25 protein-coding genes and 1 pseudogene are annotated in these 25,007 nt (G+C 35.2%); 14 read left to right on the forward strand and 12 right to left on the reverse strand.

Annotation, left to right across the window (positions count from 1 at the left end; all coding sequences use genetic code 11):
• Window positions 1–227: 227 nt before the first annotated feature.
• Genes glmS through BC952_RS01440 form a run of 3 tightly spaced genes read right to left on the reverse strand, consistent with a single transcriptional unit; the run spans window position 228 to window position 4,507 of the window.
• Window positions 228–2,075: a glutamine--fructose-6-phosphate transaminase (isomerizing) gene (glmS, locus tag BC952_RS01430; RefSeq protein ID WP_121363939.1), complete on the reverse strand. Its 1,848-nt coding sequence runs from the start codon at window positions 2,073–2,075 to the stop codon at window positions 228–230.
• Window positions 2,076–2,084: 9 nt separating this feature from the next.
• Window positions 2,085–3,680, reverse strand: coding sequence for a BamH family beta-barrel-assembly machinery protein (gene bamH, locus BC952_RS01435; RefSeq protein ID WP_121363940.1), 1,596 nt, complete (start codon window positions 3,678–3,680; stop codon window positions 2,085–2,087).
• A 20-nt stretch (window positions 3,681–3,700) separates the two neighbouring features.
• Window positions 3,701–4,507: a glycogen/starch synthase gene (locus BC952_RS01440; protein ID WP_091172376.1), complete on the reverse strand. Its 807-nt coding sequence runs from the start codon at window positions 4,505–4,507 to the stop codon at window positions 3,701–3,703.
• 108 nt (window positions 4,508–4,615) lie between these two features.
• Here BC952_RS01440 and panC point away from each other — a divergent pair, with 108 nt between their 5' ends.
• The 12 genes from panC (at window position 4,616) to BC952_RS01500 (ending at window position 14,915) form a co-directional block, all read left to right on the forward strand.
• Window positions 4,616–5,464 carry a pantoate--beta-alanine ligase gene (panC, locus tag BC952_RS01445; protein WP_121363941.1) on the forward strand — a complete coding sequence of 283 codons (849 nt, stop codon included), beginning with the start codon at window positions 4,616–4,618 and terminating at the stop codon, window positions 5,462–5,464.
• A gap of 14 nt (window positions 5,465–5,478) precedes the next feature.
• Entirely contained in the window at window positions 5,479–5,829 is a 351-nt protein-coding gene (gene panD / locus BC952_RS01450) for an aspartate 1-decarboxylase (RefSeq protein ID WP_121363942.1), read from the forward strand.
• A gap of 265 nt (window positions 5,830–6,094) precedes the next feature.
• Window positions 6,095–7,300, forward strand: a complete 1,206-nt coding sequence (locus BC952_RS01455) for an alpha/beta hydrolase (protein ID WP_121363943.1) — start codon at window positions 6,095–6,097, stop codon at window positions 7,298–7,300.
• Window positions 7,301–7,304: 4 nt separating this feature from the next.
• Window positions 7,305–8,666 carry a DNA repair protein RadA gene (gene radA, locus BC952_RS01460; protein WP_121363944.1) on the forward strand — a complete coding sequence of 454 codons (1,362 nt, stop codon included), beginning with the start codon at window positions 7,305–7,307 and terminating at the stop codon, window positions 8,664–8,666.
• Window positions 8,667–8,700: 34 nt separating this feature from the next.
• Window positions 8,701–9,540, forward strand: a complete 840-nt coding sequence (locus BC952_RS01465) for a helix-turn-helix domain-containing protein (RefSeq protein WP_121363945.1) — start codon at window positions 8,701–8,703, stop codon at window positions 9,538–9,540.
• 88 nt (window positions 9,541–9,628) lie between these two features.
• Window positions 9,629–10,177 carry a YbhB/YbcL family Raf kinase inhibitor-like protein gene (locus BC952_RS01470; RefSeq protein WP_121363946.1) on the forward strand — a complete coding sequence of 183 codons (549 nt, stop codon included), beginning with the start codon at window positions 9,629–9,631 and terminating at the stop codon, window positions 10,175–10,177.
• Between the two features lie 4 nt (window positions 10,178–10,181).
• Complete coding sequence (locus tag BC952_RS01475; protein ID WP_121363947.1) at window positions 10,182–10,628, forward strand: OsmC family protein; 447 nt, start codon at window positions 10,182–10,184, stop codon at window positions 10,626–10,628.
• 10 nt (window positions 10,629–10,638) lie between these two features.
• The gene (locus tag BC952_RS01480; protein ID WP_121363948.1) at window positions 10,639–11,040 is read left to right on the forward strand and encodes a GlcG/HbpS family heme-binding protein; all 402 of its coding nucleotides are present in this window, start codon (window positions 10,639–10,641) and stop codon (window positions 11,038–11,040) included.
• A 172-nt stretch (window positions 11,041–11,212) separates the two neighbouring features.
• The gene (locus BC952_RS01485) at window positions 11,213–11,737 is read left to right on the forward strand and encodes a hypothetical protein (protein WP_121363949.1); all 525 of its coding nucleotides are present in this window, start codon (window positions 11,213–11,215) and stop codon (window positions 11,735–11,737) included.
• A gap of 117 nt (window positions 11,738–11,854) precedes the next feature.
• A complete protein-coding gene (locus tag BC952_RS01490; RefSeq protein WP_244200076.1) occupies window positions 11,855–12,259 on the forward strand; it encodes a hypothetical protein in 405 nt (134 codons plus the stop codon).
• Window positions 12,260–12,303: 44 nt separating this feature from the next.
• On the forward strand, window positions 12,304–12,744 hold the full coding sequence (locus BC952_RS01495) for a hypothetical protein (RefSeq protein WP_121363950.1): 441 nt from the start codon (window positions 12,304–12,306) through the stop codon (window positions 12,742–12,744).
• A 203-nt stretch (window positions 12,745–12,947) separates the two neighbouring features.
• Window positions 12,948–14,915 carry a transglycosylase domain-containing protein gene (locus BC952_RS01500; RefSeq protein ID WP_121364902.1) on the forward strand — a complete coding sequence of 656 codons (1,968 nt, stop codon included), beginning with the start codon at window positions 12,948–12,950 and terminating at the stop codon, window positions 14,913–14,915.
• Window positions 14,916–14,963: 48 nt separating this feature from the next.
• Here BC952_RS01500 and BC952_RS01505 read toward each other — a convergent pair whose 3' ends face one another.
• The 3 genes from BC952_RS01505 to BC952_RS01515 all read right to left on the reverse strand — a co-directional run bounded on the left by BC952_RS01505 (window position 14,964) and on the right by BC952_RS01515 (window position 18,055).
• Window positions 14,964–16,001 carry an aldo/keto reductase gene (locus BC952_RS01505; protein ID WP_121363951.1) on the reverse strand — a complete coding sequence of 346 codons (1,038 nt, stop codon included), beginning with the start codon at window positions 15,999–16,001 and terminating at the stop codon, window positions 14,964–14,966.
• A 185-nt stretch (window positions 16,002–16,186) separates the two neighbouring features.
• The gene (locus BC952_RS01510; RefSeq protein ID WP_121364903.1) at window positions 16,187–17,128 is read right to left on the reverse strand and encodes an OmpA/MotB family protein; all 942 of its coding nucleotides are present in this window, start codon (window positions 17,126–17,128) and stop codon (window positions 16,187–16,189) included.
• A 165-nt stretch (window positions 17,129–17,293) separates the two neighbouring features.
• A complete protein-coding gene (locus BC952_RS01515) occupies window positions 17,294–18,055 on the reverse strand; it encodes an exodeoxyribonuclease III (protein WP_121363952.1) in 762 nt (253 codons plus the stop codon).
• A gap of 115 nt (window positions 18,056–18,170) precedes the next feature.
• Between BC952_RS01515 and BC952_RS01520 the strand changes: the two genes are divergently transcribed.
• A complete protein-coding gene (locus BC952_RS01520) occupies window positions 18,171–19,973 on the forward strand; it encodes a GNAT family N-acyltransferase (RefSeq protein ID WP_121363953.1) in 1,803 nt (600 codons plus the stop codon).
• A 67-nt stretch (window positions 19,974–20,040) separates the two neighbouring features.
• On the opposite strand, the gene BC952_RS01525 is transcribed toward BC952_RS01520, so the two are convergent.
• The 4 genes and pseudogenes from BC952_RS01525 to BC952_RS01535 all read right to left on the reverse strand — a co-directional run.
• The gene (locus BC952_RS01525; RefSeq protein WP_121363954.1) at window positions 20,041–20,505 is read right to left on the reverse strand and encodes a DUF2752 domain-containing protein; all 465 of its coding nucleotides are present in this window, start codon (window positions 20,503–20,505) and stop codon (window positions 20,041–20,043) included.
• On the reverse strand, window positions 20,483–20,863 hold the full coding sequence (locus tag BC952_RS01530; RefSeq protein WP_121363955.1) for a DUF4234 domain-containing protein: 381 nt from the start codon (window positions 20,861–20,863) through the stop codon (window positions 20,483–20,485). Before BC952_RS01530 ends, BC952_RS01525 begins: the two co-directional genes overlap by 23 nt.
• A gap of 43 nt (window positions 20,864–20,906) precedes the next feature.
• A complete protein-coding gene (locus tag BC952_RS15190) occupies window positions 20,907–21,344 on the reverse strand; it encodes a VOC family protein (protein WP_425269343.1) in 438 nt (145 codons plus the stop codon).
• Window positions 21,318–22,256, reverse strand: a pseudogene (locus tag BC952_RS01535) (2-hydroxyacid dehydrogenase); the annotation flags it as partial. The pseudogene BC952_RS01535 and the gene BC952_RS15190, both read right to left, overlap by 27 nt.
• Window positions 22,257–22,400: 144 nt before the next feature.
• Here BC952_RS01535 and nhaA point away from each other — a divergent pair.
• Window positions 22,401–23,555, forward strand: coding sequence for a Na+/H+ antiporter NhaA (gene nhaA / locus BC952_RS01540; protein WP_121363956.1), 1,155 nt, complete (start codon window positions 22,401–22,403; stop codon window positions 23,553–23,555).
• Window positions 23,556–23,639: 84 nt separating this feature from the next.
• On the opposite strand, the gene BC952_RS01545 is transcribed toward nhaA, so the two are convergent.
• A complete protein-coding gene (locus BC952_RS01545) occupies window positions 23,640–24,056 on the reverse strand; it encodes a hypothetical protein (protein WP_121363957.1) in 417 nt (138 codons plus the stop codon).
• A gap of 113 nt (window positions 24,057–24,169) precedes the next feature.
• A complete protein-coding gene (proC, locus tag BC952_RS01550; protein WP_121363958.1) occupies window positions 24,170–24,946 on the reverse strand; it encodes a pyrroline-5-carboxylate reductase in 777 nt (258 codons plus the stop codon).
• Between the last annotated feature and the right edge of the window lie 61 nt (window positions 24,947–25,007).

Here is a 25,007-nt window from a genome sequence, read left to right on the forward strand (position 1 = left end):
TATGCATGCATATAAAAAATACATATATCTTAAAATAATTATTAATTTTTAGATATTTGATAAAAGTGATGTAAACGGCGAAATTTATTCTTTTTTTAGGCTTTTTACAAGAGCGAGGGCTTGTTTACAAACTAAAAAAGCCTCGAAAGAAAACTCTCGAGGCTGATTATTAAACAATATGACTTCGTATAAATCTCTTTAACAGAAAACTAGACAATAAACTAAATTTATTCTACGGTAACTGATTTTGCCAAATTACGAGGTTGATCAACATTACAACCGCGCATAACAGCAATATGATAAGACAACAACTGTAATGGAATAGTAGTTATCAATGGAGATAAAGCATCTGAAGTTTCCGGAATTTCAATCACATAATCTGCTAATTCACGGACTTGAGTATCACCTTTAGTGACAACTGCAATAATTTTTCCACTTCTCGATTTGATTTCCTGAATGTTACTTACAATTTTATCATAATGACCTTGTTTTGGGGCAATAACCACTACAGGCATATGTTCATCAATCAATGCAATAGGACCGTGTTTCATTTCCGCTGCAGGATAACCTTCAGCATGAATATAGGAGATCTCTTTAAGTTTTAAAGCCCCCTCAAGTGCTACTGGAAAATTATAACCTCTTCCTAGATACAAACAATTAGGAGCATCTTTGAATACCGAAGCAATTTCTTTTGCTCTTTGGTTTGTCTCTAAAGCCTCTTTCACTTTTTCAGGAATTATTTCTAACTCTTGTAAATACATGTGAAAGTCTGACACAGACATTGTGCCTTTCGCTTTCGCTAAACGCAAAGCAATCATTGTCAGAACAGTGATTTGAGTAGTAAACGCTTTTGTAGAAGCCACACCAATTTCAGGTCCCGCGTGAGTATATGCTCCTGCATGAGTTTCTCTGGAAATGGAAGAACCCACTACATTACAAACACCAAACACAAAGGCTCCATTTTCTTTGGCCAATTTTATTGCGGCCATCGTATCAGCTGTTTCACCTGATTGTGATATTGCAATGACAATATCCTTACTGTTTATTATCGGATTTCTATATCTAAATTCTGATGCGTACTCTACTTCAACTGGGATTCGAGCAAACTCTTCAAATATATATTCTGCTACTAAACCTGCATGCCATGACGTACCACAAGCTACAATTATTATTCTGTCAGCATTTAAGAATTTTTCCAGATTATCTTCCACACCTGCCATCTGAATGATACCCTCATTGGCATGAAGCCTTCCACGATAAGTGTCTTTGATAACATCCGGCTGTTCGTAAATTTCTTTTAGCATGAAATGATCATATCCACCTTTTTCAATTTGCTCCAGATTCATTTTAAGCTCTTGAATATAAGGATCAACTAAAGTATCATCTTTAATCTTTCTAACCTTCATTGCTTTATGCAATCTAATATTTGCCATTTCACCATCTTCCAGATAAATAGCATTTGAAGTATATTCAATAAATGGCGAAGCATCTGAAGCAATAAAATATTCTCCTTCTCCAACACCTATTGCTAATGGGCTTCCTAAACGAGCCGCTACAATTTCATTTGGTGTCTTTTTATCAAAAACAGCAATAGCATAAGCCCCAACAACCTGGTTTAAAGCTACCTGCACTGCTTTTCCAAGCTTTAAATTATCTTTTTTCTGAACTTCTTCAATAAGATTTACCAGTACCTCAGTGTCTGTATCAGAATGAAAAATATATCCTCTTTTTATCAACTCCGCTTTCAACGGGGCATAATTTTCAATAATTCCATTATGAATTATTGCTAAATCCCCTGAATTTGAAAGATGTGGATGAGAATTCACATCATTAGGAACACCATGAGTAGCCCAACGTGTATGACCTATTCCAATTGTTCCGTTTGTTGTAATTTCTTCAGAGGCTCTAAGCTCAAGGTCTGAAACTTTCCCCTTAGTCTTACAAAGTTTTAGATTTTCACCGTCAAATAACATGACACCCGCACTATCATAACCTCTATATTCAAGTCTTTTTAATCCTTTAATTACTATAGGATAAGCTTCTCTATAACCGATATATCCAACGATTCCACACATAGTTTTGCCTTAATTAGGTTTTGTATAATAAATTTCTAATTTCAATCTTTTGTCATAATTAGCTGAACCAATAGGAATATTAGTACCAAACAAAATAGTTCCTAATGGATTCATGACTGATGCTTTTGGCGCTTGAGAAGTAAAATCGTTTGCGGTTTTTAATTTATACGAAGTCATTTTATTTATATCTTCAGTAACAACAACTCCTAATTTTACATTAGTTGAATCAGCATTTCTTATCAGATTCCGTACTTGATTTGTAATTCTAACTTTATAAGTCAAACCTCTGCCATTGGCAACAGCGGCTTTGTTTAAAACTCCATCAAATATTAATTTTGATTTTTTCGCGTCTAAACTTGTAGTTTGATCATTAAAATAATCTACAACAGGTCGGTTATTATTTAAATCATACAAATAGATTCTATTAGGCTCGTAACTTCCTGCCATTGCACTGGCATCAACATGAAAAACCAAATTAGCCTCATTAATCAACCAACCATTATTTCTAATTGTTTCTAATTCGCCTGCAGTACTGAAAAGATCAAGTATTACCATTGAACCTTCACCACCTTTTAAATACAATTTTTCATCTCCTAATGTTACATTTGGACTATTTGTAGCATTTGTATAAGCCGCATTTACATTACTTTGATCCAGCAAACTGACTGTATTACCTGACATATTAAGTACTATAGATTTGTCTACTCGGCTAACAGTGGTAACTCCTGTGGTCGTAGTAGATAAATCTTCTTTGTATTTAATAGTAATTTGTCCAGATGCAAAATTCAATACTGCTAGATTACTTGGACTGCTCCCTGACTTTTCTACTTTAAAATACAACCCTCTGAAATAATCTTTAAAAACATCGTTGGTTGCTAATTTACCGGAGGCAACAGCATCAATAATTTTTGTTTTGAAAAAAGTTTTATTCAAATTCAGACGCATTCCAGGAACCTTTCGTGTCTTTGTAACCTTGCCATCCGCATCGGTTGTTGATTCAACATATTCCGCTTTATCAAAGAAGAAGGCATCGTTTTGAACGGCATCAGCAGCATCATTTAAACGATTTCCAACTTTACGATTGTTAAAATCACTATTCTGATCGGTAAAATAATTTTGAGCTTGTTGAAATCCACCTACCGGATCCAAATCTCTCATAAAATAACCGGATTCATAAACACTAAGTTTGATTTTAGCATCACTTGACCCATAAATAGAATCTAATTCATATACATTATTCCCATCAGTGTCTGTTGATTTCAAAGTACTAAAATACGGGATGGTCAACACTACACTTTCAATTTCGGCATTTGCTCCAATAGTTGGGTTAACACTTGACAACACTAATTGTGTCGCAAAATTCGCAGTCGTAGTTCCAAAGGCGGGATCATCCAGTAATCCCAATGCATTTACTTCAAGACCATTGGACTGAATAGGTCCAATCTTCTGATTATAGGCAATTACGTTTGAAGTATATTTATTAAAATCAAAATGATTTTCACCAATTAATTCATCTCCAATGCCATTAAATTCTTTGTCACATGAACAAAGAAGAACAATACAGGCTAAGACCAGTGTGCTTTTTAAAAAAAAATTATTGTGCATATTTAAAATAAAAGTTTAATTTACAGAACCTCGTTTTTATAGAAATTAGTGTACGCCTCAGCGAATCTATCTTTTGGGGTGAAAGGTAAAAAAGGTTTACCCGAAGACTCTATAAATTTTGTTAAACTTGGAGATAGGTTTTCTGAAGCAATAATAACCGCGTCAGAATGCATTACCGTTGTTCTGATGATATTTTCGTAATCTGGAATAGCCAGGTCTACAATTGCTTCATCCGGCACGCCGTCAAATTTAACTTTATTAATCATTTCGACATCCAGAGTCCCTTCGAAAGACTGACTGTAAACAGAGGTAACAATTTTAGTTTCTGAGAATAAGGCTTCATTTTTATAAAAATGTTTCATGTAAATAGGCAACATAGCCGCCATCCAACCGTGAACATGAATAATATCAGGAACCCAATTCAATTTTTTTACAGTTTCTACAACTCCTTTTGCAAAAAAGATAGCTCTTTCATCATTATCTGGATACATAACACCCTCTTCATCCGCGAATGTAGCTTTTCTTTTAAAATATTCTTCATTGTCAATAAAGTAAACCTGAATCCTTTCTTTAGGAATCGACGCTACTTTTATTATCAAAGGCATATCTAAATCATTTACCACCAAATTCATCCCAGAAAGCCTAATTACCTCGTGCAACTGGTGTCTTCTCTCGTTAATATTTCCATACCTTGGCATAAAAATTCTTATCTGTCCACCTTGATCATTAATCATTTTTGGCACGTCATAAGACATTAAAGAGACCTCATTTTCAGCGAGATAAGGCACCACTTCAGATGATACATATAATATCCTCTTATCTTTCATATTGTAATTTACTTAATTTATTGGCAATAAAAACCAAGCAAAATTACAAAAATTTATGCAGTTATTAACTAAAATATTAAGTTTGCATCTAATTTAAACAATACCACCATGAATATTTTCTATGGAAAAGCGGCTTTGAGAGAGTATTTGAAATCGATCAAAACTTCAAATTCCACCATTGGATTTGTTCCAACTATGGGTGCTTTACATCAAGGACATTTGGCTTTAATGCAAAAATCTCTTTCGGAAAACGAATATACTGCTGTGAGTATTTTTGTAAATCCAACTCAATTCAACAATCCTGAAGATTTGGCAAAATACCCAAGGACATTAGCCGAAGATGTAGAAAAACTTACTGCTTTAAACCCAAAGATCATTTTATATGCTCCAACTGTTGAAGACATTTATGATGGTACACCACAATCTCAATCTTTCAATTTTGATGGACTTGAAAATCAGATGGAAGGAAAATTCAGGCCAGGCCATTTTGACGGAGTTGGCACTATAGTAAAACGTCTTTTTGAAATTATTGAACCTACAAGAGCCTATTTTGGTGAAAAAGATTTTCAGCAATTACAGATTGTCAAAAAAATGGTGGCAAAGAACAAGTTGAAAGTAACTATAATTGGCTGTCCCATTTTCAGAGAATCCAACCAGCTTGCAATGAGTTCCAGAAACGAACGTTTATCAGCATTAGAAAGAGATGAAGCAGCAATTATCTATAAAATCCTCACCCAAGTAAAAGAAAAATTCACATCTGATAGTCCTTTGACAATTTCAGAATGGGTCCAAAAAGAATTTGAGAATAACCCCAACTTTACATTGGAATATTTCGTAATTGCTGATGAGGAAACGCTCTCAGAATGTACACTGAAAAATAAAAATAAAAAATACCGTGCTTTTATTGCCGTATTAGTCAACAATATTCGTTTGATTGACACCATTTCATTAAATTAATTTACTTTTGTAGCATGCAAATTCAAGTATTAAAATCAAAAATTCACCGAGTAAAAGTAACAGGCGCCGATTTAAATTATATCGGAAGCATTACCATTGACGAATCACTACTAGACGCTTCTAACATTATTGAAGGCGAAAAAGTCTCCATTGTTAACATCAATAATGGAGAGCGTTTTGAAACCTACGCTATTAAAGGCGAAAGAAATTCAGGCACCATAACGCTTAATGGACCCGCAGCAAGAAAAGTCCAAAAAGATGATATTATCATTATCATTTCTTACGCCACATTAGAATTTGAAGAGGCTAAAACATTTAAACCTTGGGTTATTTTCCCAAATGAAAATGACAATTCTTTGACGTAATTGTAATAATTACGATAGAATTCATATCGGAAATCAGTGTTGCTATAATCAAAAAAGTACAAGCTTATATCTAAAGCTTGTACTTTTTTGTATATATAACAAAGCGAACTTTGGAAAAAACAAATATGAATCCTACATAATTTTTAATGTATAAATTTTAATTAATTCGTTTACGTAAAGAAAAAGAGATTCGCCTGTAGAAAAAATTATTTACTATATTGGCCATCTATTTGACAACCTAAATTATTAAAAATATTCATTTCACATGAAAAAATTCTTCCTCATTGTATCATTATTATTCTGTGTAACCACGTTTTCTCAAGTAAGCACAGACACTATAGCATCGCAGCATTTAGATGAAAATCGGATCATCACAGTTTCATTACCGGCTTCTTATCAAAAGAATAAAGAGAAAAAATACCCCTTACTTGTTTTACTCGATGGGGATTATCTTTTTGATGCCTTTAACGGGGCACTATCCTATGGGAATTATTGGGATGAAATGCCCGAAACCATTATTGTGGGAATTCATCAAAATAAAAATAACGAACGGGAATTTGATTGCGAAATTGACGATGCAACTGGATATCCCATAGAAAAAGGCACTAAATTTTTTGATTTTATTTCTACGGAACTATTGCCTAATTTAGAAAAAAAATACAGAATTACCCCCTTTAAAACTATAGCCGGACATGACCTCACTGCCAGCTATTTAAATCTTTTTTTATACAAAGAAACCTCTCCCTTCAGAGCATATATATCATTAAGTCCAGAACTGGCAACCGGAATGGAAATGCAAATTGCAAAACAATTATCTAAAGTCAGCTCCCCAGTCTTTTATTACCAGTCCTATTCTGACAAAGATTTAAAAGAATACCAAGAAGGGATTAAAATACTACATTCCAATATATTAACTATAAAAAATGAAAATTTACATTATAAACAGGATCAATTTATTGGCGCATCCCACTACTCTTTAGTACTGCATTCCATACCAAATGCCTTATACCATTTATTTGAAACCTACAAAGCAATTTCTCCCTTGGAGTACAATGAAAAAATCGTAGTGTTGCCAAATGACTATGTTTCTTATTTGACAAAAAAATATGATGACATGGAGAAATATTATGGTGTAAGAACTCCTGTTAGAATTTCAGATTTTAATGCTATAGAATCCGCAATTTTAAAGAACAAAATGTACAATGAACTTGAAGAATTGTCTATTTTGGCAAGAAAAAATTACCCAAAAACAATGCTTGCTGATTATGAATTGGCGCTGATGTTTGAACAAAAAGGCGACTTAAAACGAGCCGCAAAATACTATCAAGACGCTTTTTTGAAAGATGAAATTGGACAGCTTACCAAAGATATGATGTTTGAAAAAACGGATTCTTTGAAGAAATCCTTTGCCAAAAAAGGAAAAGAAACAGAGCAATCCGAAATAACAGATGCCGTAGAAGAAAAAAAATAAGACAATGTCAAAAGTAAAAACAACTTTTTTTTGCCAAAACTGTGGAGCACAATATGCAAAATGGCAAGGACAATGTAATTCTTGCAAAGAATGGAACACCATTGCAGAGGAAATAATCCAAAAACAAGAAAAAGTAGCTTGGAAGAGCGAACCTACTTCCAGTAATAAAGCACCAAAACCGTTACGAATAAACGAAATTGATTCGGCTCAAGAAATCCGAATGGACACTACTGACAGCGAATTAAATCGCGTTTTGGGTGGCGGAATCGTTCCAGGTTCCTTAATCCTTTTGGGAGGCGAACCCGGTATTGGAAAAAGTACACTATTGCTCCAAATTTCTTTAAAGTTACCCTACAAAACTTTATATGTTTCGGGCGAGGAAAGTCAGAAACAAATAAAAATGCGTGCCGAAAGAATCACGCCGAGCGGAGACAATTGCTATATTTTGACGGAAACGAAAACACAAAATATCTTCAAGCAAATTGAAGCCATCGAACCGGAAATCGTCATCATCGATTCTATTCAAACCTTGCATACGGATTATATCGAATCCACTCCCGGAAGTATTTCTCAAATTAGGGAAACCACAGCTGAACTGATAAAATTTGCCAAAGAAACTAATATTCCCGTGATTCTGATTGGTCATATTACCAAAGACGGAAACATAGCAGGACCAAAAATCCTCGAACACATGGTTGATACCGTTTTACAGTTTGAAGGCGACCGGAATCACGTGTATCGCATTTTACGTTCTTTAAAAAACCGTTTCGGATCCACTGCTGAAATTGGGATTTATGAAATGCTGGGCAATGGTTTGCGCGAAGTCTCAAATCCATCCGAAATATTAATTTCACACAAAGACGAGGAATTATCCGGAACCGCAATTGCCTCCACTTTAGAAGGCATGCGTCCTTTGATGATTGAAATCCAAGCCTTAGTAAGCACCGCAGTTTATGGAACACCGCAACGCAGCACCACGGGTTATAATGCCAAACGACTCAATATGATTTTGGCAGTTTTAGAGAAAAGAGCTGGTTTCAGGCTTGGAGCCAAAGACGTTTTCCTCAACATAACCGGAGGAATTTCAGTAGATGATCCCGCAATAGATTTAGCGGTTGTAGCCGCCATTTTATCTTCGAATGAAGATATTGCAGTCAATAAAGATTTCTGTTTTGCCGGAGAAGTGGGACTTTCTGGCGAAATACGTCCTGTAAACCGTGTGGACCAACGCATTCAGGAAGCAGAAAAATTAGGTTTTTCGACCATTTTTGTATCCAAATACAACAAAATTGCGCTGAAAAATACCGGAATAAAAATCAGATTGGTTGCCAAAATTGAAGATGTAGCGAGTGAGCTATTTGGATAATTATATTTATTGTAGAAAAATTTTAAATCATAAGATGGAAATTCAATATTTACCTGAGCAGATAGAAACCAACAGCGATAGTGAATTACAAATGTATGAGTATTTTATTTCAAAAAGTATCAACAAAAACAAGGTACAACTTTCTAAAAATGTTTTTAGTTTTCTACTCAATGGCACCAAAGAACTCATCACTCAAAACCACACAACGCGAATCGAAAACGATAAATTTGTCATTATTAAAGCAGGTAATTGTTTGATGAGCGAAAGCATTTCTTTGAGTCAAAATTACCGAAGTATGTTGCTTTTTTTTTCGGACAAAGCCGTTGAAGACTTTCTAAAAAAATACGATTACAAGAACAATCATAAACAAAATAACGATCCTTTTATTATCACAGAATACGATCGCGTAATTCAAAATATTGTTAAAAGTTTGGTTCACCTTCAAACGCAACCTGTTGATTTTATCAACAAAATGCTACCGTTAAAATTTGAGGAAATCCTTCTGTATCTTGTGCAAATGAAGGGAATCGATTTTTTATTGAATTTTGTTCATAATCAAAACCCATCGGCAAAATCATTTGTAGATACGATGCACAAAAATGCATTGAACAATTTAAGCATACAAGAACTTTCCTTTTTGTGTAACATGAGCGTTTCTACTTTTAAACGCAACTTTGATAAAGAATTTCAAACAAGTCCAATTCGATGGTTTCAAGAAAAACGACTTGAACATGCTGCTTACTTGTTGCAAACCAAAAAAATGCGTGCCTCTGATGTGTACGAAGAAATAGGTTTTGAAAATTTATCGAGTTTTGTTCAAGCGTACAAAAATAAATTTGGAACCACTCCTAAACAATCACAAATTAATATTTGAACTTTTAGCAACATTTTTTGAACTTTTTAGTTTTAGAGTTTCCTGCCATATTACTGACTTTTGTAATGTAATTTTTAAAACATTAATCATGCAGAAATCAATTTTATTTTTATCAGCTGTATTACTTTTTACAGGTACTCTTTTTGCTCAAAAAACGTTTACGCTAAGCAGTAAAGATATGGGCGGATCCTTTACCATTCAGAATGAGTTTAATGGATTTGGCTGTAACGGAAACAATGCATCACCACAATTAAGCTGGGCAAATGCTCCAGAAGGAACCAAAAGTTTTGCTATTACGTGCTACGATCCAGATGCGCCTACAGGAGCAGGTTGGTGGCATTGGGTAGCTTTTAACATTCCGTCAAATAGTAATGAAATTGTTTCAAAAGCAGGAAATCCAGCCTTAAATTTAATGCCTGCAGGAACAATTCAAAGTACTACAAGCTTTGGCGCAACTGGTTTTGGAGGTCCATGTCCGCCCGTAGGCCACGGAATTCATACTTACATTTTTACAGTATACGCATTAAAAACAGATAATTTAGGACTAGATGCAACTGCTAATCCAGAATTAGTTGGTTATAATTTATGGGCCAACACCATTGCAAAAGCAACTATTGTAGCACACTATAAAAGATAAGACTATGGGAACATTACGAAAAGCGACCGCCACTTGGAACGGTACCGGATTAGAGGGAAAAGGAACTCTAAACTCTAAAAATCAATTTTTTAATAACACTCCTTACAGCTTTAATTCTCGTTTTGAAAACGTAGATGGCACACAAGGCACCAATCCGGAGGAGCTATTAGCAGCAGCTCACGCAGGATGTTTTGCAATGGCTTTGAGTTTTGCTGTCACTCAAGCTGGTTTTACTCCAGAAGTTTTACACGTTGAGGCCAAAGTAGCACTCGACGCTGATCGTGATGGATTTGAAATCTCAGTCATCAAACTTCATTTAACTGGTGAAGTTAGCGGAATGACCGAAGCACAATTTAATGAATTAGCCGAAGCAGTAAAACTTGGATGCCCAATCAGCAAAGCTTTAAGTGCAACTCCAATTGAATTAATTACCCAATTTACAACCAAATAAGTTTAAAAAGATGAACATTACATTACAACAAGCAGAAGCAGTTATTGCTGCAGCAAAAATCAAATCAGAAGAAATTGGAACTAAAATGGACATTTGCGTAGTAGACGCAGGTGCTAATTTAGTAGCATTCGCAAGAATGGATGGCGCATGGATAGGATCTATTGACATTTCATTCAAAAAAGCAAAAACATCAGCATGGTTCACCATGGACACTGCAACTTTAACTCCGTTGGTAAAACCTGATGCTCCGTTGTACAACATAGAGCACAGTAATGGCGGATTGATTACTTTCCCAGGTGGTGTTGTTATCAAAAACAATGATGGTGAGGTAATTGGAGCTATTGGAGTAAGTGGAAGTACCGTAGAAGACGATCATACTGTAGCAGAATTTGCAGCCAAAGCGATCCTGTAACCTACAAAACCAAATTTTTAAAGCCTAACAAACATTTGTTTTGTTAGGCTTTTTTTTTTGAAGTCTACAAGTTAGAAGAGTTCACTCGATTATGAATAAAACCGAATAAAGTATATATTTACCATGCTTATGCTCATCAACAAACTGAAATAAATTACGCTAATCCACTGCAATGAAAACTTACCAAGACCAACTACAAATTGTACATTCCTATCATGAAATAGGAGAAACGATTGCTGCAGCACAGTTCTTGATTGAAAAATACAGTTTAACACACCCTAACTTCAAAGGTTTTGAACTCAGAGAAAAAGCAAAGCCTAACTTTATTTTAATGACAACCGAAGGACCACTTGCTGGACCACAAATTATTCGGATTCCAGAAAACACTTTCGAATATCCGCTGCATTTAATGCTCAATCTACTGATGCATGAAATGATTCACGTGAGTCAGAAAACGAAAGAAAACTTAATTGAAGATAAAAATGAAAGGGAATGGCAAGCGTATTATGAAATGCTTTTTCATAAAAAATTTCCTCAAATTCCTGAACTTCCGGATTTCCACAAACGCTTCTTTGCAAAAAAAGCGTTAGAATACTTCAATAGAATGGGCGAAGGTTCTGAACTCCAATCAAAATACGCCAATCAAAAACTGGAAACAGACAATCTGCTGTCGTTTTTGGATGCAAAAACGAAATAAATCTTTTTCACAACCTTAGCTTCCTTTAACTATTTCTTATTTTAAATAAAAATAAAAAAATCAAGAAAGAGATTCATTATTTTCGTAACTTTATGTTTAACAACGTCTTACAGAAAAATGAAACCCTCACACCAAACTATGACTCATTTATACGAACACTTAGGTAAAGTGTTCTATTCTATTGCGGCCATAGACAAAACCATTCATAAAGAAGAAATCGAAAAACTGAAACAAATCATAAAAACGGAATGGCTTCCGCTGGAAAATAGTTTTAATGAATTTGGTGATGACACTGCTTATGAAATCGAAATTGTTTTTGACTGGCTTGTCGCCAATGAATGGGAATTGGAACAAGTGATTCCCGACTTTAAAATTTTCAGAGCAGAACATCAACACTTATTCACTCCAGAAATTAATGCCTTAATTCTAAAAACTGCCAACGCCATAGCTTTATCATTTTCAGGAAAAAACAAATCAGAACACGTTCTAATAAGTCAACTGAGTGCGATTCTGTTTCAATAAAAACCGCATAAAACAATCTACTTTAATTTTAAAATAGCAAAGACATGAAAAGACAAACTGGCATTTGGATAGATTCTTCAAAAGCAATAATTGTTGCTCTTGATGGTGATACAGAAAAAATTACCGAAATAGATTCTGAGGTTGAAAACAGCGTTTATCACAATAAAGAAGGTAATAAAGGCACTTTTTCAGCAGGTCATCACGGTGATAGCGATAAAAAATTTGACGACCGAAAAAAACAAGAGCTGGATTATTTTATAAAATCAGTGCTGTCGTATGTAAAAAAATCAGATGAACTTATTGTTTTTGGTCCTGCGCAAACCAAAACCAAACTGGAACAAAAATTAATGACAGATCATTTAATTGAACCGGGGAAACTAAAAGCGGTAGAAACCGCGGACAAAATGACGTTAAATCAAATTGTAGAGAAAGTGCGTAGGTTCTACAATCCTTATGAATACAAAGAACCAAAGCCAAAAAGCTAATTGACCGCAAAAAAGCAATTTAGAAACTACATCGCTATTTAAGTTGTAGTTTTTTTATGTTTACAATCGAACGTAATTATATTATTCATCAAAATTCTAAAGAAAACTATAAAAAACTTTCCTTTGGTATTATTTTGCTTTTCTTTATAGACGAGATTCTAAACTCCATTTATTTTAGATTTTATCAAGTATCCACATCATTTATGAGAACCGGAAAACAAAAAATAATCCTTGTTGCGAAAATACTTTTTGTATTATTTGCCGTCATGATTATTGCTTTTTACATATTTCGTGATGCCGTTTTACAACAAACCATCGCTAAGGTATCACACGAAATGGAAGTGGATTACAACAGTACTTTTTCAATAAAAAAAGCTTCTTTTGATGGACTATCGGGCTTGAATCTTACCGAAATAATTCTGGTCCCAAAAAATGCAGACACTCTTTTTAAAATTCAAAAACTAAAAACCAGTGTCAATTTATGGAAATTAATCACCGGCGACTTGCAACTTGGAACTTTAGAAATGCAGAATGGTTTTGTTCAATTTGTAAAAAAAGGAAGGTCGGGAAATTATGATTCATTTCTAAAAAAAGACAGTCAAACAGAAATTCGTGACGAAAAAAGAAATTACGCTCAGTTTGCCTACAGAATCATTTCAAAAGCGCTGAATTTAGTCCCAACGGATATGATCCTGGACAATCTTTCTTTCCGACTCAATGATAACGGGAAAAAAGCAACCATCGATTTCCAAAAATTACGATTGATCAACAAACAGCTCGAAACTTCGATAAAAGTTCAAACCAATACGATTTCACAACGATGGAAAATCAAAGGATTTGCCGATCCAAGAAACAAAAAAGCAGATATTCGCTTTGTAAATATTGATACTGGTGCCATCCAGATGCCGTATTTAGACGAGCGTTTCAACCTGAAATCAAGCTTTGACTCAATTAGATTGAATATTCAAAACATTGATAAAGACGGTGACGAATTGCATATTGATGGGTTTATGGCTATTGCCAATTTAAAAATCAATCATCCAAAAATTGCCAGTAAAGATGTAGTCCTACAGAATGCTAAATTTGATTACAGATTCTTATTGGGTTCTGATTTTATTTCGATTGACAGCAGCTCAACAGTTCAGTTGAATAAAATAAAATTTCACCCTTACTTGGCTTACGAAACCGAAAAAGATACGATTTACAAACTCAAGGTCAATATTCCAAAAATGAACGCGCAGGATTTCATTACTTCGCTTCCTGATGGTTTATTTACCCACTTTCAAGGAATGGAAGCGAGTGGTACTTTTGATTACAAATTGGATTTTGCCTTCAACCAAAACAAACCGAATCAACTGGTTTTTGACAGTAAATTGAAGAAAGAAAATCTGAAAATTACAAAATACGGAGAAGCTAATCTCAACAAACTTAATGGCGAATTTGTATATCGTGCTCTTATCAAAAATGTGTTGCAACGCCCGATTTTGGTTGGTTCTGCCAATCCAAATTATACGCCTTTAGACCAAATTTCACCGTATTTAAGAAAGTCGGTTTTAACAACAGAAGATCCTTCTTTCTTTTCGCACCGTGGTTTTATCAGCGAAGCATTCAAACAATCCATCGTAAAAAACATCAGAACCAAAAAGTTTTCACGCGGTGCCAGCACTATCAGCATGCAATTAGTGAAAAATGCTTTTCTGAGTCGGGAAAAAACAGTATCACGCAAACTGGAGGAAATTTTATTGGTTTACATTCTGGAAAATAACCGGATTGTAAGTAAAGAACGCATGCTTGAAGTGTATTTTAATATTATCGAATGGGGTCCAAATGTATATGGAATTGGTGAAGCAAGTCAGTTTTATTTCCAAAAAACACCTTCTGAATTATCGCTGAACGAATGTTTGTATCTCGCCCGAATTATTCCAAGTCCTAAGAAATTTATGTATCAGTTTAACGATCAAGGAATGTTGAAAGATTTTGCAATAAAACAAGAGTCGTTCCTAACAAATATCATGTTTCGAAGAGGACTTTTAACTCCAGAAGACACTATTTACAAGTCCTTACCCATCATAATTTCAGGACCTGCAAAATCTTTTATCAAATTCAAAGTACAAGATTCAACGCAAATAAAAGTGGATTCATTATCCGTTGATGATGAATTTGATCTTTAATTAAAAACAACCCTATCAGAGTTTTGAACTCTAATAGGGTTTATTACTTTACGGAGCCGGATCAGGAATTATAGCCTGAACTTCATCAATTGCTTTTAGAATTTCATCCGAAAGTGTAACCTGAATCGTATCAATATTTTCCTTTAATTGTTCCAATGTTGTCGCCCCAATAATCGTGCTAGTTACAAATGGCTGTTGATTTATAAATGCCAAAGACAATTCCGTCAAGGTCAATCCATTTTTCTTGGCTATCTCCTGATACAAACGAGTGGCTTCGGTACTTTGTGCGCTGTTATATCTGGAATACTGAGGAAACAATTTGATTCTGGCATTTGGATGGTCTTCACCTGTTAGGAATTTACCCGACAAAACCCCAAAAGCCATCGGCGAATATGCTAATAAACCAACATTTTCTCTCAGGCAAACTTCAGCAGAACCGTTTTCAAAAAGTCTGTTTAATAACGAATATGGATTTTGAATCGTTTTTACTCTTGGCAGATTGTTGTATTTACTCTCCTCCAGAAAACGCATGATTCCCCAAGGATTTTCATTTGAAAGTCCGATGTGGTTTATTTTTCCTTCTTTGACAAAACTGTCCAACGTTTCCAATACATTGTGAATGTTATCTTGCCAAGCATCATCCTGCACTTTGAAACCGCGTTGTCCAAAATAATTGGTTTTGCGTTCTGGCCAATGCAATTGGTACACATCGATATAATCTGTTTGTAAGCGTTGCAAACTATTATCCAATGCAAACTTTATACTAGCTGGCGAGAAATCTAATTTCTCTCTCATGTAGCCAAAATTCGGATTGGGTCCGGCAATTTTGGATGCCAAAACTATTTCTTCTCTTTTTCCTGTTTTTTTGAACCAGGTTCCAAGTATTTTCTCTGTACTTCCGTAGGTTTCCTCACGCGATGGAATCGAATACATCTCGGCAGTATCAAAGAAATTAACTCCATTTTCTAAAGCATAATCCATTTGGGCATGACCATCAGCTTCGGTGTTTTGCTCTCCAAAAGTCATCGTTCCAAGGCAAATTTTGCTGACTTTTACATCAGTATTTGGTAAAGTAGTGTATTTCATATCTAAGGAAATTGTATTTTATTTTCGAAAACAAAGATAAAATTAGTTTGTGGTTAGCATTTGCTGTTAACAGAAAATTGAGAAACGTTTACAGCATGTTAAAAAAAAAACGCGAATTAGCGGTAAAAGAAAAAGGTCCAAAGCATAAACTCTGAACCTTTGCATCTTTGAACCTTTGCTCCTTTTTAATTTATCTCATTCAACATTTCAGCGATTTCGTCTAATCTTGGTGTTAGAATAATTTCGATTCTACGATTTTTAGCTTTTCCTTCGGCTGTTGCATTGCTTGTTAACGGTGAAAACTCGCCTCGTCCTGCCGCAGTTAAGTTTTCCTTGTTGATTTTTTTGTTCTCGCTCAAAATAGCAACTATTGCAGTAGCTCTTTTAGTCGATAAATCCCAGTTATCTGCAATTGGTCCTGAAGCCGTGAAAGCATCATCATCCGTATGACCTTCAATAAGCACTGAGATATCCGGGTTATCACCCAAAACTTTACCTACTTCAATAACTGCTTTTTTTCCTTCGGAACCTACAGCCCAACTTCCGGAATTAAAAAGTAATTTGTTCTCCATAGAAACATACACTTTTCCATTTTTTTGTTCCACTGTCAACCCCTTTCCTTCAAAACTGTTCAAAGCTTTAGACAAGGTTTCTTTTAGTTTTTTCATGCTCGCTTCTTTGGCAGCAATCAAATCTTCCAGTTCTTGCAAACGTTGTGCATTTTTGCTCAATCGCTCTTGTTCTAATGCCAATGCTTTTCCTTTCTCTTCTAATTGCTCCAGTAAATCACGGTTTTTCTTCATGTTGCTTTGCAAAGCATCTCCGCTGTTTTTTTCTAAAGCGGCGTAGGAATCCTGCAGGACATTGAATTTATTTTGAGCCGCTGCATAATCTGCTTTCAATTTATCCAGCTCTGCTTTGGATTTACTCAAATCAGTTTTTAAGCCGTCACGGTCTAATTCTAATTGGTTTTTAGCTTTTAGCAAATCGGCATTTTCATCTGCTAAACTTCTGTTTTCTTTTTTTAAATCGGTGAACTTACTTTCTAAGTCATTGTATATTTTCTTAGATACACAAGAGGTTGAAAGCGCCAATACTAATAGTCCGATGGAAACTCTTTTAATCATTTTGTTGGTATTTATGTTGTTTCTAATGTTGTTTTGAATACAAAAATTCAAAATGTATTCGAATGAGCCCCAATATTGGTGAAAATCCTTTTCTCTAGTTTTTTAACGAGAGAAAAGATTGTAATCTCGTCTTTAGGACGAGACGGGAAATAGCTCCTGAAAATTTTACTCTAATTCCACTAAAATCGGGCAATGATCCGAATGCACGGCATCTGATAAAATAACGGCTCTTTTGAGTTTATGTTTTAAAGAATCGCTGACTAAATTGTAATCGATACGCCAACCCTTATTATTTCCTCTGGCTCCGGCGCGGTAACTCCACCAAGAATATTGGTGCGGTTCGTTATTGAAATGGCGAAAACTATCTACAAATCCAGACTTCATGAATCCATCAAGCCAAGCTCTTTCTTGTGGCAAAAATCCAGAAACATTTTTGTTTCTGATAGGATCATGAATATCGATTGCCTCGTGGCAAATGTTGTAATCCCCACAAATAATCAGGTTTGGCGTTTCTTTTTTGAGTTCGTTAATGTAGTTCTGAAAATCATCCATGAATGTGAATTTATGGTCCAATCGATCAATATTTGTCCCCGATGGCAGGTACAAACTCATCACTGAAAAGTCATCAAAATCAGCACGAAGGTTTCTTCCTTCGAAATCCATGTGATGAATTCCGGTTCCATGAACAACATTATTGGGTTTGATTTTAGAAAGAATAGCCACGCCGCTATATCCTTTTTTAGTCGCGGAATAGTAATATTGGTAAGGATAACCCGCTTTTGCAATATCCTCGACTGGGATTTGATCTTCGGTTGCCTTAATTTCCTGAAGACAAATAATATCCGGATTTGCGTGTTGCAACCAGTCAATAAAGCCTTTTGAAATGGCGGCTCTGATTCCGTTAACGTTGTATGAAATAATTCTCATTAATTTTTTTTTTAAATTTCAAATGTAACAAAAAAGTAGAAGTTTGATAGAGAAAAATAGAGAAAATGGAGTTTTTTGCTATCTTTGTTTCTTGCTCTAAAAAAACAAAAAATACATGGGTTTAGTAACCGCAAAAGAAGTTGCAAAAGCAATAAATGCAGACAAGTACGGAGTTCTGGGGACTTTTTCCGGCTGGATGCTGATGAAGGTGCTAAAAATATCGACGTTAAACAAAGTATACAACAGAAACAAACATTTGAAAGATGTTTCGTTTTTAAATGGAATATTGGATGATTTAAAAATAAAATTTGAAATTCCAGAGGAGGACTTAAAACGATTGCCAAAGGAAGGTGCTTATATCACTATTTCTAATCATCCGCTTGGAGGAATTGATGGTGTTTTATTATTGAAATTAATGCTTGAAAGGGAACCTAATTTCAAAATTATTGCCAATTTCCTTTTACATCGCATTGAACCACTTAAGAAATACATTATGCCAGTGAATCCTTTTGAAAATCATAAGGATGCTAAATCAAGCGTGGTGGGAATAAAAGAAACATTGCGTCATTTAAGTGATGGAAAACCATTAGGAATGTTTCCTGCCGGAGAAGTTTCCACGTATAAAGATGGAAAATTAATGGTGGACAAACCATGGGAAGAAGGGGCAATAAAAGTAATTAGAAAAGCACAAGTACCTGTTGTCCCTATTTATTTTCATGCTAAAAATAGTCGATTATTCTATTTGCTTTCTAAAATAAGCGGTACTTTCAGAACGGCAAAACTGCCTTCGGAAGTATTTAGCCAGAAACGTCGCGTGATCAAAGTGCGTATTGGAAAACCTATTTCAGTAAATGAGCAAAACGAACACACTACGATTGAGGAATACTCTGAGTTTTTGAGAAAGAAAACGTACATGCTTGCGAATCCTTTCGAAAAAGAAAGCAACTTTTTGCCGACACCTACTTTAAAAATTCCTAAAAGTCCAAAGACAATTGTTACTGCCGCAAATCAGGACAAAATGATCAAGGAAGTTGATGCGTTACGCAGCACCGATTACCGACTTTTACAAAGTAAAAACTATGAAGTATTTCTTGCAGGAGCAAAAAAAATACCTAATATTCTTCATGAAATAGGACGCCTTCGAGAAATTACTTTCAGGGAAGTAGGTGAAGGAACAAACGAATCCATTGATTTAGACAAGCACGATCAATATTACCATCACCTTTTTTTATGGGATAATGAAGCTAATAAAATTGCCGGTGCATACCGAATGGGATTGGGTTCCGAAATTTATCCGAAGTATGGAATAAATGGTTTCTACCTCAACGACTTGTTCCGATTTGAGCCTGAATTGCATGATATGATGCACAAATCCATAGAAATGGGCCGTGCTTTTATCATCAAAGAATACCAACAGAAACCGATGCCTCTTTTCTTACTTTGGAAAGGGATTATGCATACCACATTGCGTTACCCGGAACATAAATTTTTACTGGGTGGCGTAAGTATCAGCAATCAATTTTCAGATTTTTCGAAATCATTGATGATTGAATTCATGAAGTCCAATTATTATGATCCGTATATTGCGCAATACATTCACCCGAAGAAAGCGTATAAAGTAAAACTGAAAGATGCTGATAAGGATTTTATTTTTGATGAAGCCGAATCTGATTTGAATAAGTTTGATAAAATTATCGACGAACTGGAGCCAGGAAGTTTGCGTTTGCCGGTTTTGATTAAAAAATACATCAAACAAAATGCAAAAGTGGTAGCCTTTAATGTAGATCCGCTTTTTAACAATGCCGTTGACGGATTAATGTACATCCGAATTGCAGATATTCCGGAAAGCACCATGAAACCCGTAATGGAAGAGTTTCAGAAAGAACTGGAAAGAAAATTAGTAGATAAAGAAGATTAGTACCAGTGGATATAAAAAATCCCGTCTCGTCCTAAAAAGACGAGACGGGATTTTTTATGTTTTCTAATTACCTCCAAATTGATTCTTTCAAAATGGAATCTAAAGAATTGTTTTTTATAAAGAAAATCAACCTTATTATATGATATCCAACAAGGAAAAAACCTAAACTATACGCCAGTCTTTTATTATACATAACAGTATTAAAATACTCTTTTTTAGTACTTAGCTCCATGATCAGTACAACAATACTCACAACACTAAATGCAATTACAAAAGGACCCAATATATGATAGCTAATGCTCTTGTAAAAATCTCCATGATAAAAATAAACCAATGACTTTGTAATCCCACAACCCGGACATGGAAAACCAGTGAGCATTTTAAAAGGACACAAAGATTGATCGGTCTCAATATGATTGTCCCCATTAAAAAACATTAAAAAAAACGGAATCATCAGCGTTAGAACAGCGCCTATAATTCCGTAAATTTTACGTTTATCTTTAGTATTACTAATATAATTTATTGATTTCATTTTGAACTATCATTGCAGCAATCATTGGAAATAAAAGTCCTAAAATAAGCAACAAAACTGTATCGTCTTTTTGGACTGAACCAGATCTATGGTATACGTCCGGAAGTCCGTCTCTACCTGCTAAATAAAAGAAATAAATGTTTACAGGATAGCAACAACCTGCAAATATGGCTATGGGTTGTGAGATAACTTCTCGCTCAGAAACTGCATTAAAAACTTCTGCTACTTTAATGTTCCAATAGATTAAATACAATCCACAGGTTAAAAACCCAAAAATTAATACTAATACTGGATCTACTTTAAATACTGGAATAGGTTTCCTTGGAGTGTTCCAAGTTTCTTGTACGATTTCTTCCATTTTGGTTTGGTTTGGTTAAATTTAAGTTAGTGATTATTAAAAATTATTGAAATGCTTTATCGATTGGTTCCCAGAGTTCTATCTTATTTCCTTCGTTATCCAGAACCCATCCAAATTTTCCATACTCATAAGTCTGCACATCACCCACAATTGTTACACCTTCATCTGATAATTTTTGTAATAAAATTTCTAAATCATCAACTCTGAAGTTTTGCATGAATGGTTTCTGGCTTGGAGCAAAATAATTAGTATCATCAGAAAATGGCGACCACTGTGTGGAACAATCATTACCCTCTTTGTCTTTCCACCAAAAAGTGGAACCATAATCATCGGTTTTTAAACCCAAATGTTTCACGTACCAAGCCACCAGTTCTTTGGGATTTTTTGATTTAAAAAAGAAACCACCAATTCCCGTAACGCGTTTCTCTGGCTCTGCAACTTTGGCTTGACCAAAATACTTTGCTTTTATTTTATCAACGATTACTTGTGCCAATCGCTCATGGCTTTCGAAAGTCCAACCAGCAATATGCGGTGTCAAAATTACATTTCTTGCTTTCAACAAATATTGAAAAGCTTCCGGTGTGTGTTTGTCTTTAAACAGCGTTTCGAAAGATAATTTTTCATATTCCAGAACATCCAAGCCAGCGCCGAGAATTTTCCCGGATTGCATGGCCGCAACCAAATCAGCAGTGACAATATTCTTGCCGCGAGACGTATTGATAATCCAAAAGGGTTTGACAAATCCATTGATAAAATCACTGTCAACCATTTTATCGGTATCCGGAGTCCAAGGAATATGCAGGCTTACTACATCTACTTTTTGCTGAAATTTTGCTAATGAAACCTGCTTCGCATTGACATCGCCAACATTATCCTGAATATCATAACAAAGTACTTCCACATCAAAACCACGAAGTTTATTAGCAAATGATTTCCCCATGTTTCCGTAACCAATAATTCCTATTGTTTTTCCGTCGAGTTCATGGCCGCGGTTGCTTTCCCGGTTCCAATGTCCGGATCGTATCTCGCCATCAGCTTCATTCAATTTATTAAAAAGGGATAAAATCATTCCTAATGTATGTTCGGCAACGGCATTCCGATTTCCTTCGGGAGCAGCGATAAGGGTAATGTTTTTGGATATTGCGTAATCGCAATCAATACTTTCTAATCCGGCTCCAACACGCGCAATGAATTGCAAATTAGTGGCTTTGTCCAAAAATTCTTTATCAATCTTGAAACGGCTTCGAATAACAATTCCCTGATAGTCTTGAATTTTAGCTTCAATTTCTTCTTTTGACGAAGTGAAATCACTGTGATTTATAAATCCGGAATGCTGCAGCTGATCCCAAAGTAAGGAATGATTGCTGTCTATATGAAGGATTTTGATGTCCATAATAGTTCAATTTTTGATACTTCAAATTAACAAAAAAATTACGGTTTATTCTTTTAACAACCGAAATTAGAGTTGTAATTCGTAAATTAGCGATTAATAAATTTTGTTCTAAATTTTATTTTTAGAATAAATTAAAATCCAAAAATGAAATTGACAAAAACCTTCAAAGCTTTTTTTGAAAGCGAAAAATCAGGCGGACTCTTATTACTATTCGTTACCATAGTTTCCATGCTATTAGCTAATTCATCTTTTCAAACCGAATATATTGCTTTTTGGGGAACTGATATCGGTAGTCATTCCATAACACATTGGATCAATGATGGTTTAATGGCTATTTTCTTTCTTCTCATTGGTTTAGAATTAGAACGTGAAATGTATCAAGGCGAATTATCCAGTATAAAAAATGCAGCGTTACCTATTTTTGGAGCCTTAGGTGGCATGGTTATCCCAGCAGGAATCTTTTTACTGTTGAATTTTGGCACCATCACACAAAATGGAGCTGGAATCCCTATGGCTACAGATATTGCTTTTGCAATTGGAATTCTGTCACTTTTAGGAAATCGTGTTCCTACATCGCTCAAAGTATTTTTGACTGCACTTGCGGTGATTGATGATTTAGGTGCAATCATGGTAATTGCCATATTTTACACGGACACTATTGATTATATGAATTTGTTTATCGCTTTTGCCATTATGGGTGGATTGTTTATCCTGAACCGAAGAAAAGTACACAGTCTTATTCCTTACTTAATTGGTGGAGCGGCTATGTGGTATTTCATGCTAAATTCAGGTGTGCACGCGACGATAACCGGAGTATTATTAGCCTTTGTCATTCCCTTTGGAAATGGGGGCAAGAAGACATCTTCCTATCGATTACAGCATTTTTTACACTATCCGGTCGCGTTTTTTATCCTTCCCTTATTTGCCATAGCAAATACATGTATCGCCATCAACTCCGATTGGCATGAAGGATTAAATCATCCCAATACGATTGGAATTATGCTGGGTTTAGTGGTAGGAAAACCATTAGGGATCTGGTTGTTTTCATTCCTTGCTGTGAGTTTAGGAATTTGTACGCTGCCAAGAGATCTAAAATGGAACAGTATTCTAGGTGCAGGAATGCTGGGTGGAATAGGTTTTACAATGTCAATTTTCATAACATTACTTGCTTTTAAAAACGATGGAGAAGAAGTAATTACCTATTCAAAAATTGCGATTCTGGTTGCTTCTTTTATTGCGGGAACCATTGGTTTTTTATGGTTGAAATTTAATTTGAAACCCATTAGAGCAAAAAAATAGCACAACAGTATTTATTTACAATCAATTTAATCAAAAAGCCTCGTTTAAGTAATTAAACGAGGCTTTTTGATGTTAATATAAATTTTATTTTGAGTGACTTATTGCAAAACTATTAGAGAAATTTTTTTTTCTAATGAGTAAAAAAGAAAACAATGGAATTATCATTACAGGCGAAAATCTTTGAAGTACCGCAAATTGAATAATCAAACCAGTCACTACCATTCCTGTCATTATCCCTAATCCGAGATTGTACGTAAGACTGGGATTTATAGTCAGCACTTTAGTTTCTTCGGCTTTAAGGATAATTTGTTCTGTTTGAAAAAAAGTCCCATCAGTAATTTCAATACTATGCTTTCCTGGCAAAACACGATATTCTTTCCGGCTGTTGGTAAAGTTCATTTCACAATCAATTTCATCAGTAATTCGCACTACATAACGATTGGATTTATTATAAACTCCACTGCTTTTAGACATTCGAACTACAATTGTACTCTGATTCATACTATTCCTTTTTGTTATACTACAATGATTACGTAGCTGTTTTTTAGTTTCCGTTTCAAATCTAAAGGCTAGTGCGACCCTTATCCACTATAATTAACTCATCCTAATGCCGCTTATCCCTTGATTTGTTTCAATGACGTTTTGATTCCTCGTATTAAGGACGAACTGAATCCATGCATTTCCATTTCGTTCAATCCGGCAATCGTGCAGCCTTGTGGTGTGGTCACACGGTCAATTAATTGTTCCGGGTGTACTTTTTCTTCCAGTAGCATTTGAGCAGCACCTTTTACGGTTTGTGCAGAGATGGCTAAGGCGGTTTGCCAGTCAAATCCTATTTCGATTCCAGCTTGCATCGAAGCGCGAATGTAACGCAACGCAAAAGCAGTTCCGCTGGCCGCTAAAACGGTTGCTGCATCCATTAATTTTTCGTCAATTATTGGAGCGGTTCCCAAACTCTGAAAAAGGGAAACTATGTCTTCTGCTTTCTCTTTGTCTTTTTCATGGAACGCAATACAAGTGGCTGATGCGCCAAACTGTGCCGCAATATTGGGCATGATTCGGACAGCACTATTCGAACTACCAATTTTGTTTTGTAAATTTTCTATCGATAATCCACTCACCGCCGAAGCGATGATTTTATTAGAAATTACCGGAAGGATTTCGGCTAAAACAGTATCTACTTGGTATGGTTTGATAGTCAAAATAATGACATCGGCTTCCTGAATCTGATGGATATTATTTGTAGAAACTGTTGCGCCTAATTTTTCAAGATACAGAATGCTGGAGGTGTTTCTTCGGGTTATAGTGACTTGGTTTTCCGGAGAAAATTTTGATAGTCCTAATGCGATAGAAACACCTAGGTTTCCTCCGCCAATGATGTGTACTTTCATGCTAGTTGTGGTTTTCCTCTCCCCTCCCGAAGCTTCGGGAGCTCTCCAAAGGAAAATGAGC

The sequence above is a fragment of the Flavobacterium limicola genome (genome assembly GCF_003634755.1).
Lineage (GTDB): Bacteria > Bacteroidota > Bacteroidia > Flavobacteriales > Flavobacteriaceae > Flavobacterium > Flavobacterium limicola.

What these genes read in the sequence shown, in the direction of transcription:
- BC952_RS01475 (WP_121363947.1), top strand. Translation starts at nt 10,182, where the DNA reads ATGGGAACATTACGAAAAGCGACCGCCACTTGGAACGGTACCGGATTA.
- BC952_RS01505 (WP_121363951.1), bottom strand. Translation starts at nt 16,001, where the DNA reads ATGAAATACACTACTTTACCAAATACTGATGTAAAAGTCAGCAAAATT.
- BC952_RS01470 (WP_121363946.1), top strand. Translation starts at nt 9,629, where the DNA reads ATGCAGAAATCAATTTTATTTTTATCAGCTGTATTACTTTTTACAGGT.
- BC952_RS01495 (WP_121363950.1), top strand. Translation starts at nt 12,304, where the DNA reads ATGAAAAGACAAACTGGCATTTGGATAGATTCTTCAAAAGCAATAATT.
- BC952_RS01465 (WP_121363945.1), top strand. Translation starts at nt 8,701, where the DNA reads ATGGAAATTCAATATTTACCTGAGCAGATAGAAACCAACAGCGATAGT.
- BC952_RS01545 (WP_121363957.1), bottom strand. Translation starts at nt 24,056, where the DNA reads ATGAATCAGAGTACAATTGTAGTTCGAATGTCTAAAAGCAGTGGAGTT.
- radA (WP_121363944.1), top strand. Translation starts at nt 7,305, where the DNA reads ATGTCAAAAGTAAAAACAACTTTTTTTTGCCAAAACTGTGGAGCACAA.
- panD (WP_121363942.1), top strand. Translation starts at nt 5,479, where the DNA reads ATGCAAATTCAAGTATTAAAATCAAAAATTCACCGAGTAAAAGTAACA.
- BC952_RS01525 (WP_121363954.1), bottom strand. Translation starts at nt 20,505, where the DNA reads ATGAAATCAATAAATTATATTAGTAATACTAAAGATAAACGTAAAATT.
- proC (WP_121363958.1), bottom strand. Translation starts at nt 24,946, where the DNA reads ATGAAAGTACACATCATTGGCGGAGGAAACCTAGGTGTTTCTATCGCA.
- glmS (WP_121363939.1), bottom strand. Translation starts at nt 2,075, where the DNA reads ATGTGTGGAATCGTTGGATATATCGGTTATAGAGAAGCTTATCCTATA.
- BC952_RS01490 (WP_244200076.1), top strand. Translation starts at nt 11,855, where the DNA reads ATGAAACCCTCACACCAAACTATGACTCATTTATACGAACACTTAGGT.
- nhaA (WP_121363956.1), top strand. Translation starts at nt 22,401, where the DNA reads ATGAAATTGACAAAAACCTTCAAAGCTTTTTTTGAAAGCGAAAAATCA.
- BC952_RS01515 (WP_121363952.1), bottom strand. Translation starts at nt 18,055, where the DNA reads ATGAGAATTATTTCATACAACGTTAACGGAATCAGAGCCGCCATTTCA.
- BC952_RS01480 (WP_121363948.1), top strand. Translation starts at nt 10,639, where the DNA reads ATGAACATTACATTACAACAAGCAGAAGCAGTTATTGCTGCAGCAAAA.
- BC952_RS01500 (WP_121364902.1), top strand. Translation starts at nt 12,948, where the DNA reads ATGAGAACCGGAAAACAAAAAATAATCCTTGTTGCGAAAATACTTTTT.
- panC (WP_121363941.1), top strand. Translation starts at nt 4,616, where the DNA reads ATGAATATTTTCTATGGAAAAGCGGCTTTGAGAGAGTATTTGAAATCG.
- BC952_RS01510 (WP_121364903.1), bottom strand. Translation starts at nt 17,128, where the DNA reads ATGATTAAAAGAGTTTCCATCGGACTATTAGTATTGGCGCTTTCAACC.
- BC952_RS01520 (WP_121363953.1), top strand. Translation starts at nt 18,171, where the DNA reads ATGGGTTTAGTAACCGCAAAAGAAGTTGCAAAAGCAATAAATGCAGAC.
- BC952_RS01455 (WP_121363943.1), top strand. Translation starts at nt 6,095, where the DNA reads ATGAAAAAATTCTTCCTCATTGTATCATTATTATTCTGTGTAACCACG.
- BC952_RS01530 (WP_121363955.1), bottom strand. Translation starts at nt 20,863, where the DNA reads ATGGAAGAAATCGTACAAGAAACTTGGAACACTCCAAGGAAACCTATT.
- BC952_RS01440 (WP_091172376.1), bottom strand. Translation starts at nt 4,507, where the DNA reads ATGAAAGATAAGAGGATATTATATGTATCATCTGAAGTGGTGCCTTAT.
- BC952_RS01485 (WP_121363949.1), top strand. Translation starts at nt 11,213, where the DNA reads ATGAAAACTTACCAAGACCAACTACAAATTGTACATTCCTATCATGAA.
- bamH (WP_121363940.1), bottom strand. Translation starts at nt 3,680, where the DNA reads ATGCACAATAATTTTTTTTTAAAAAGCACACTGGTCTTAGCCTGTATT.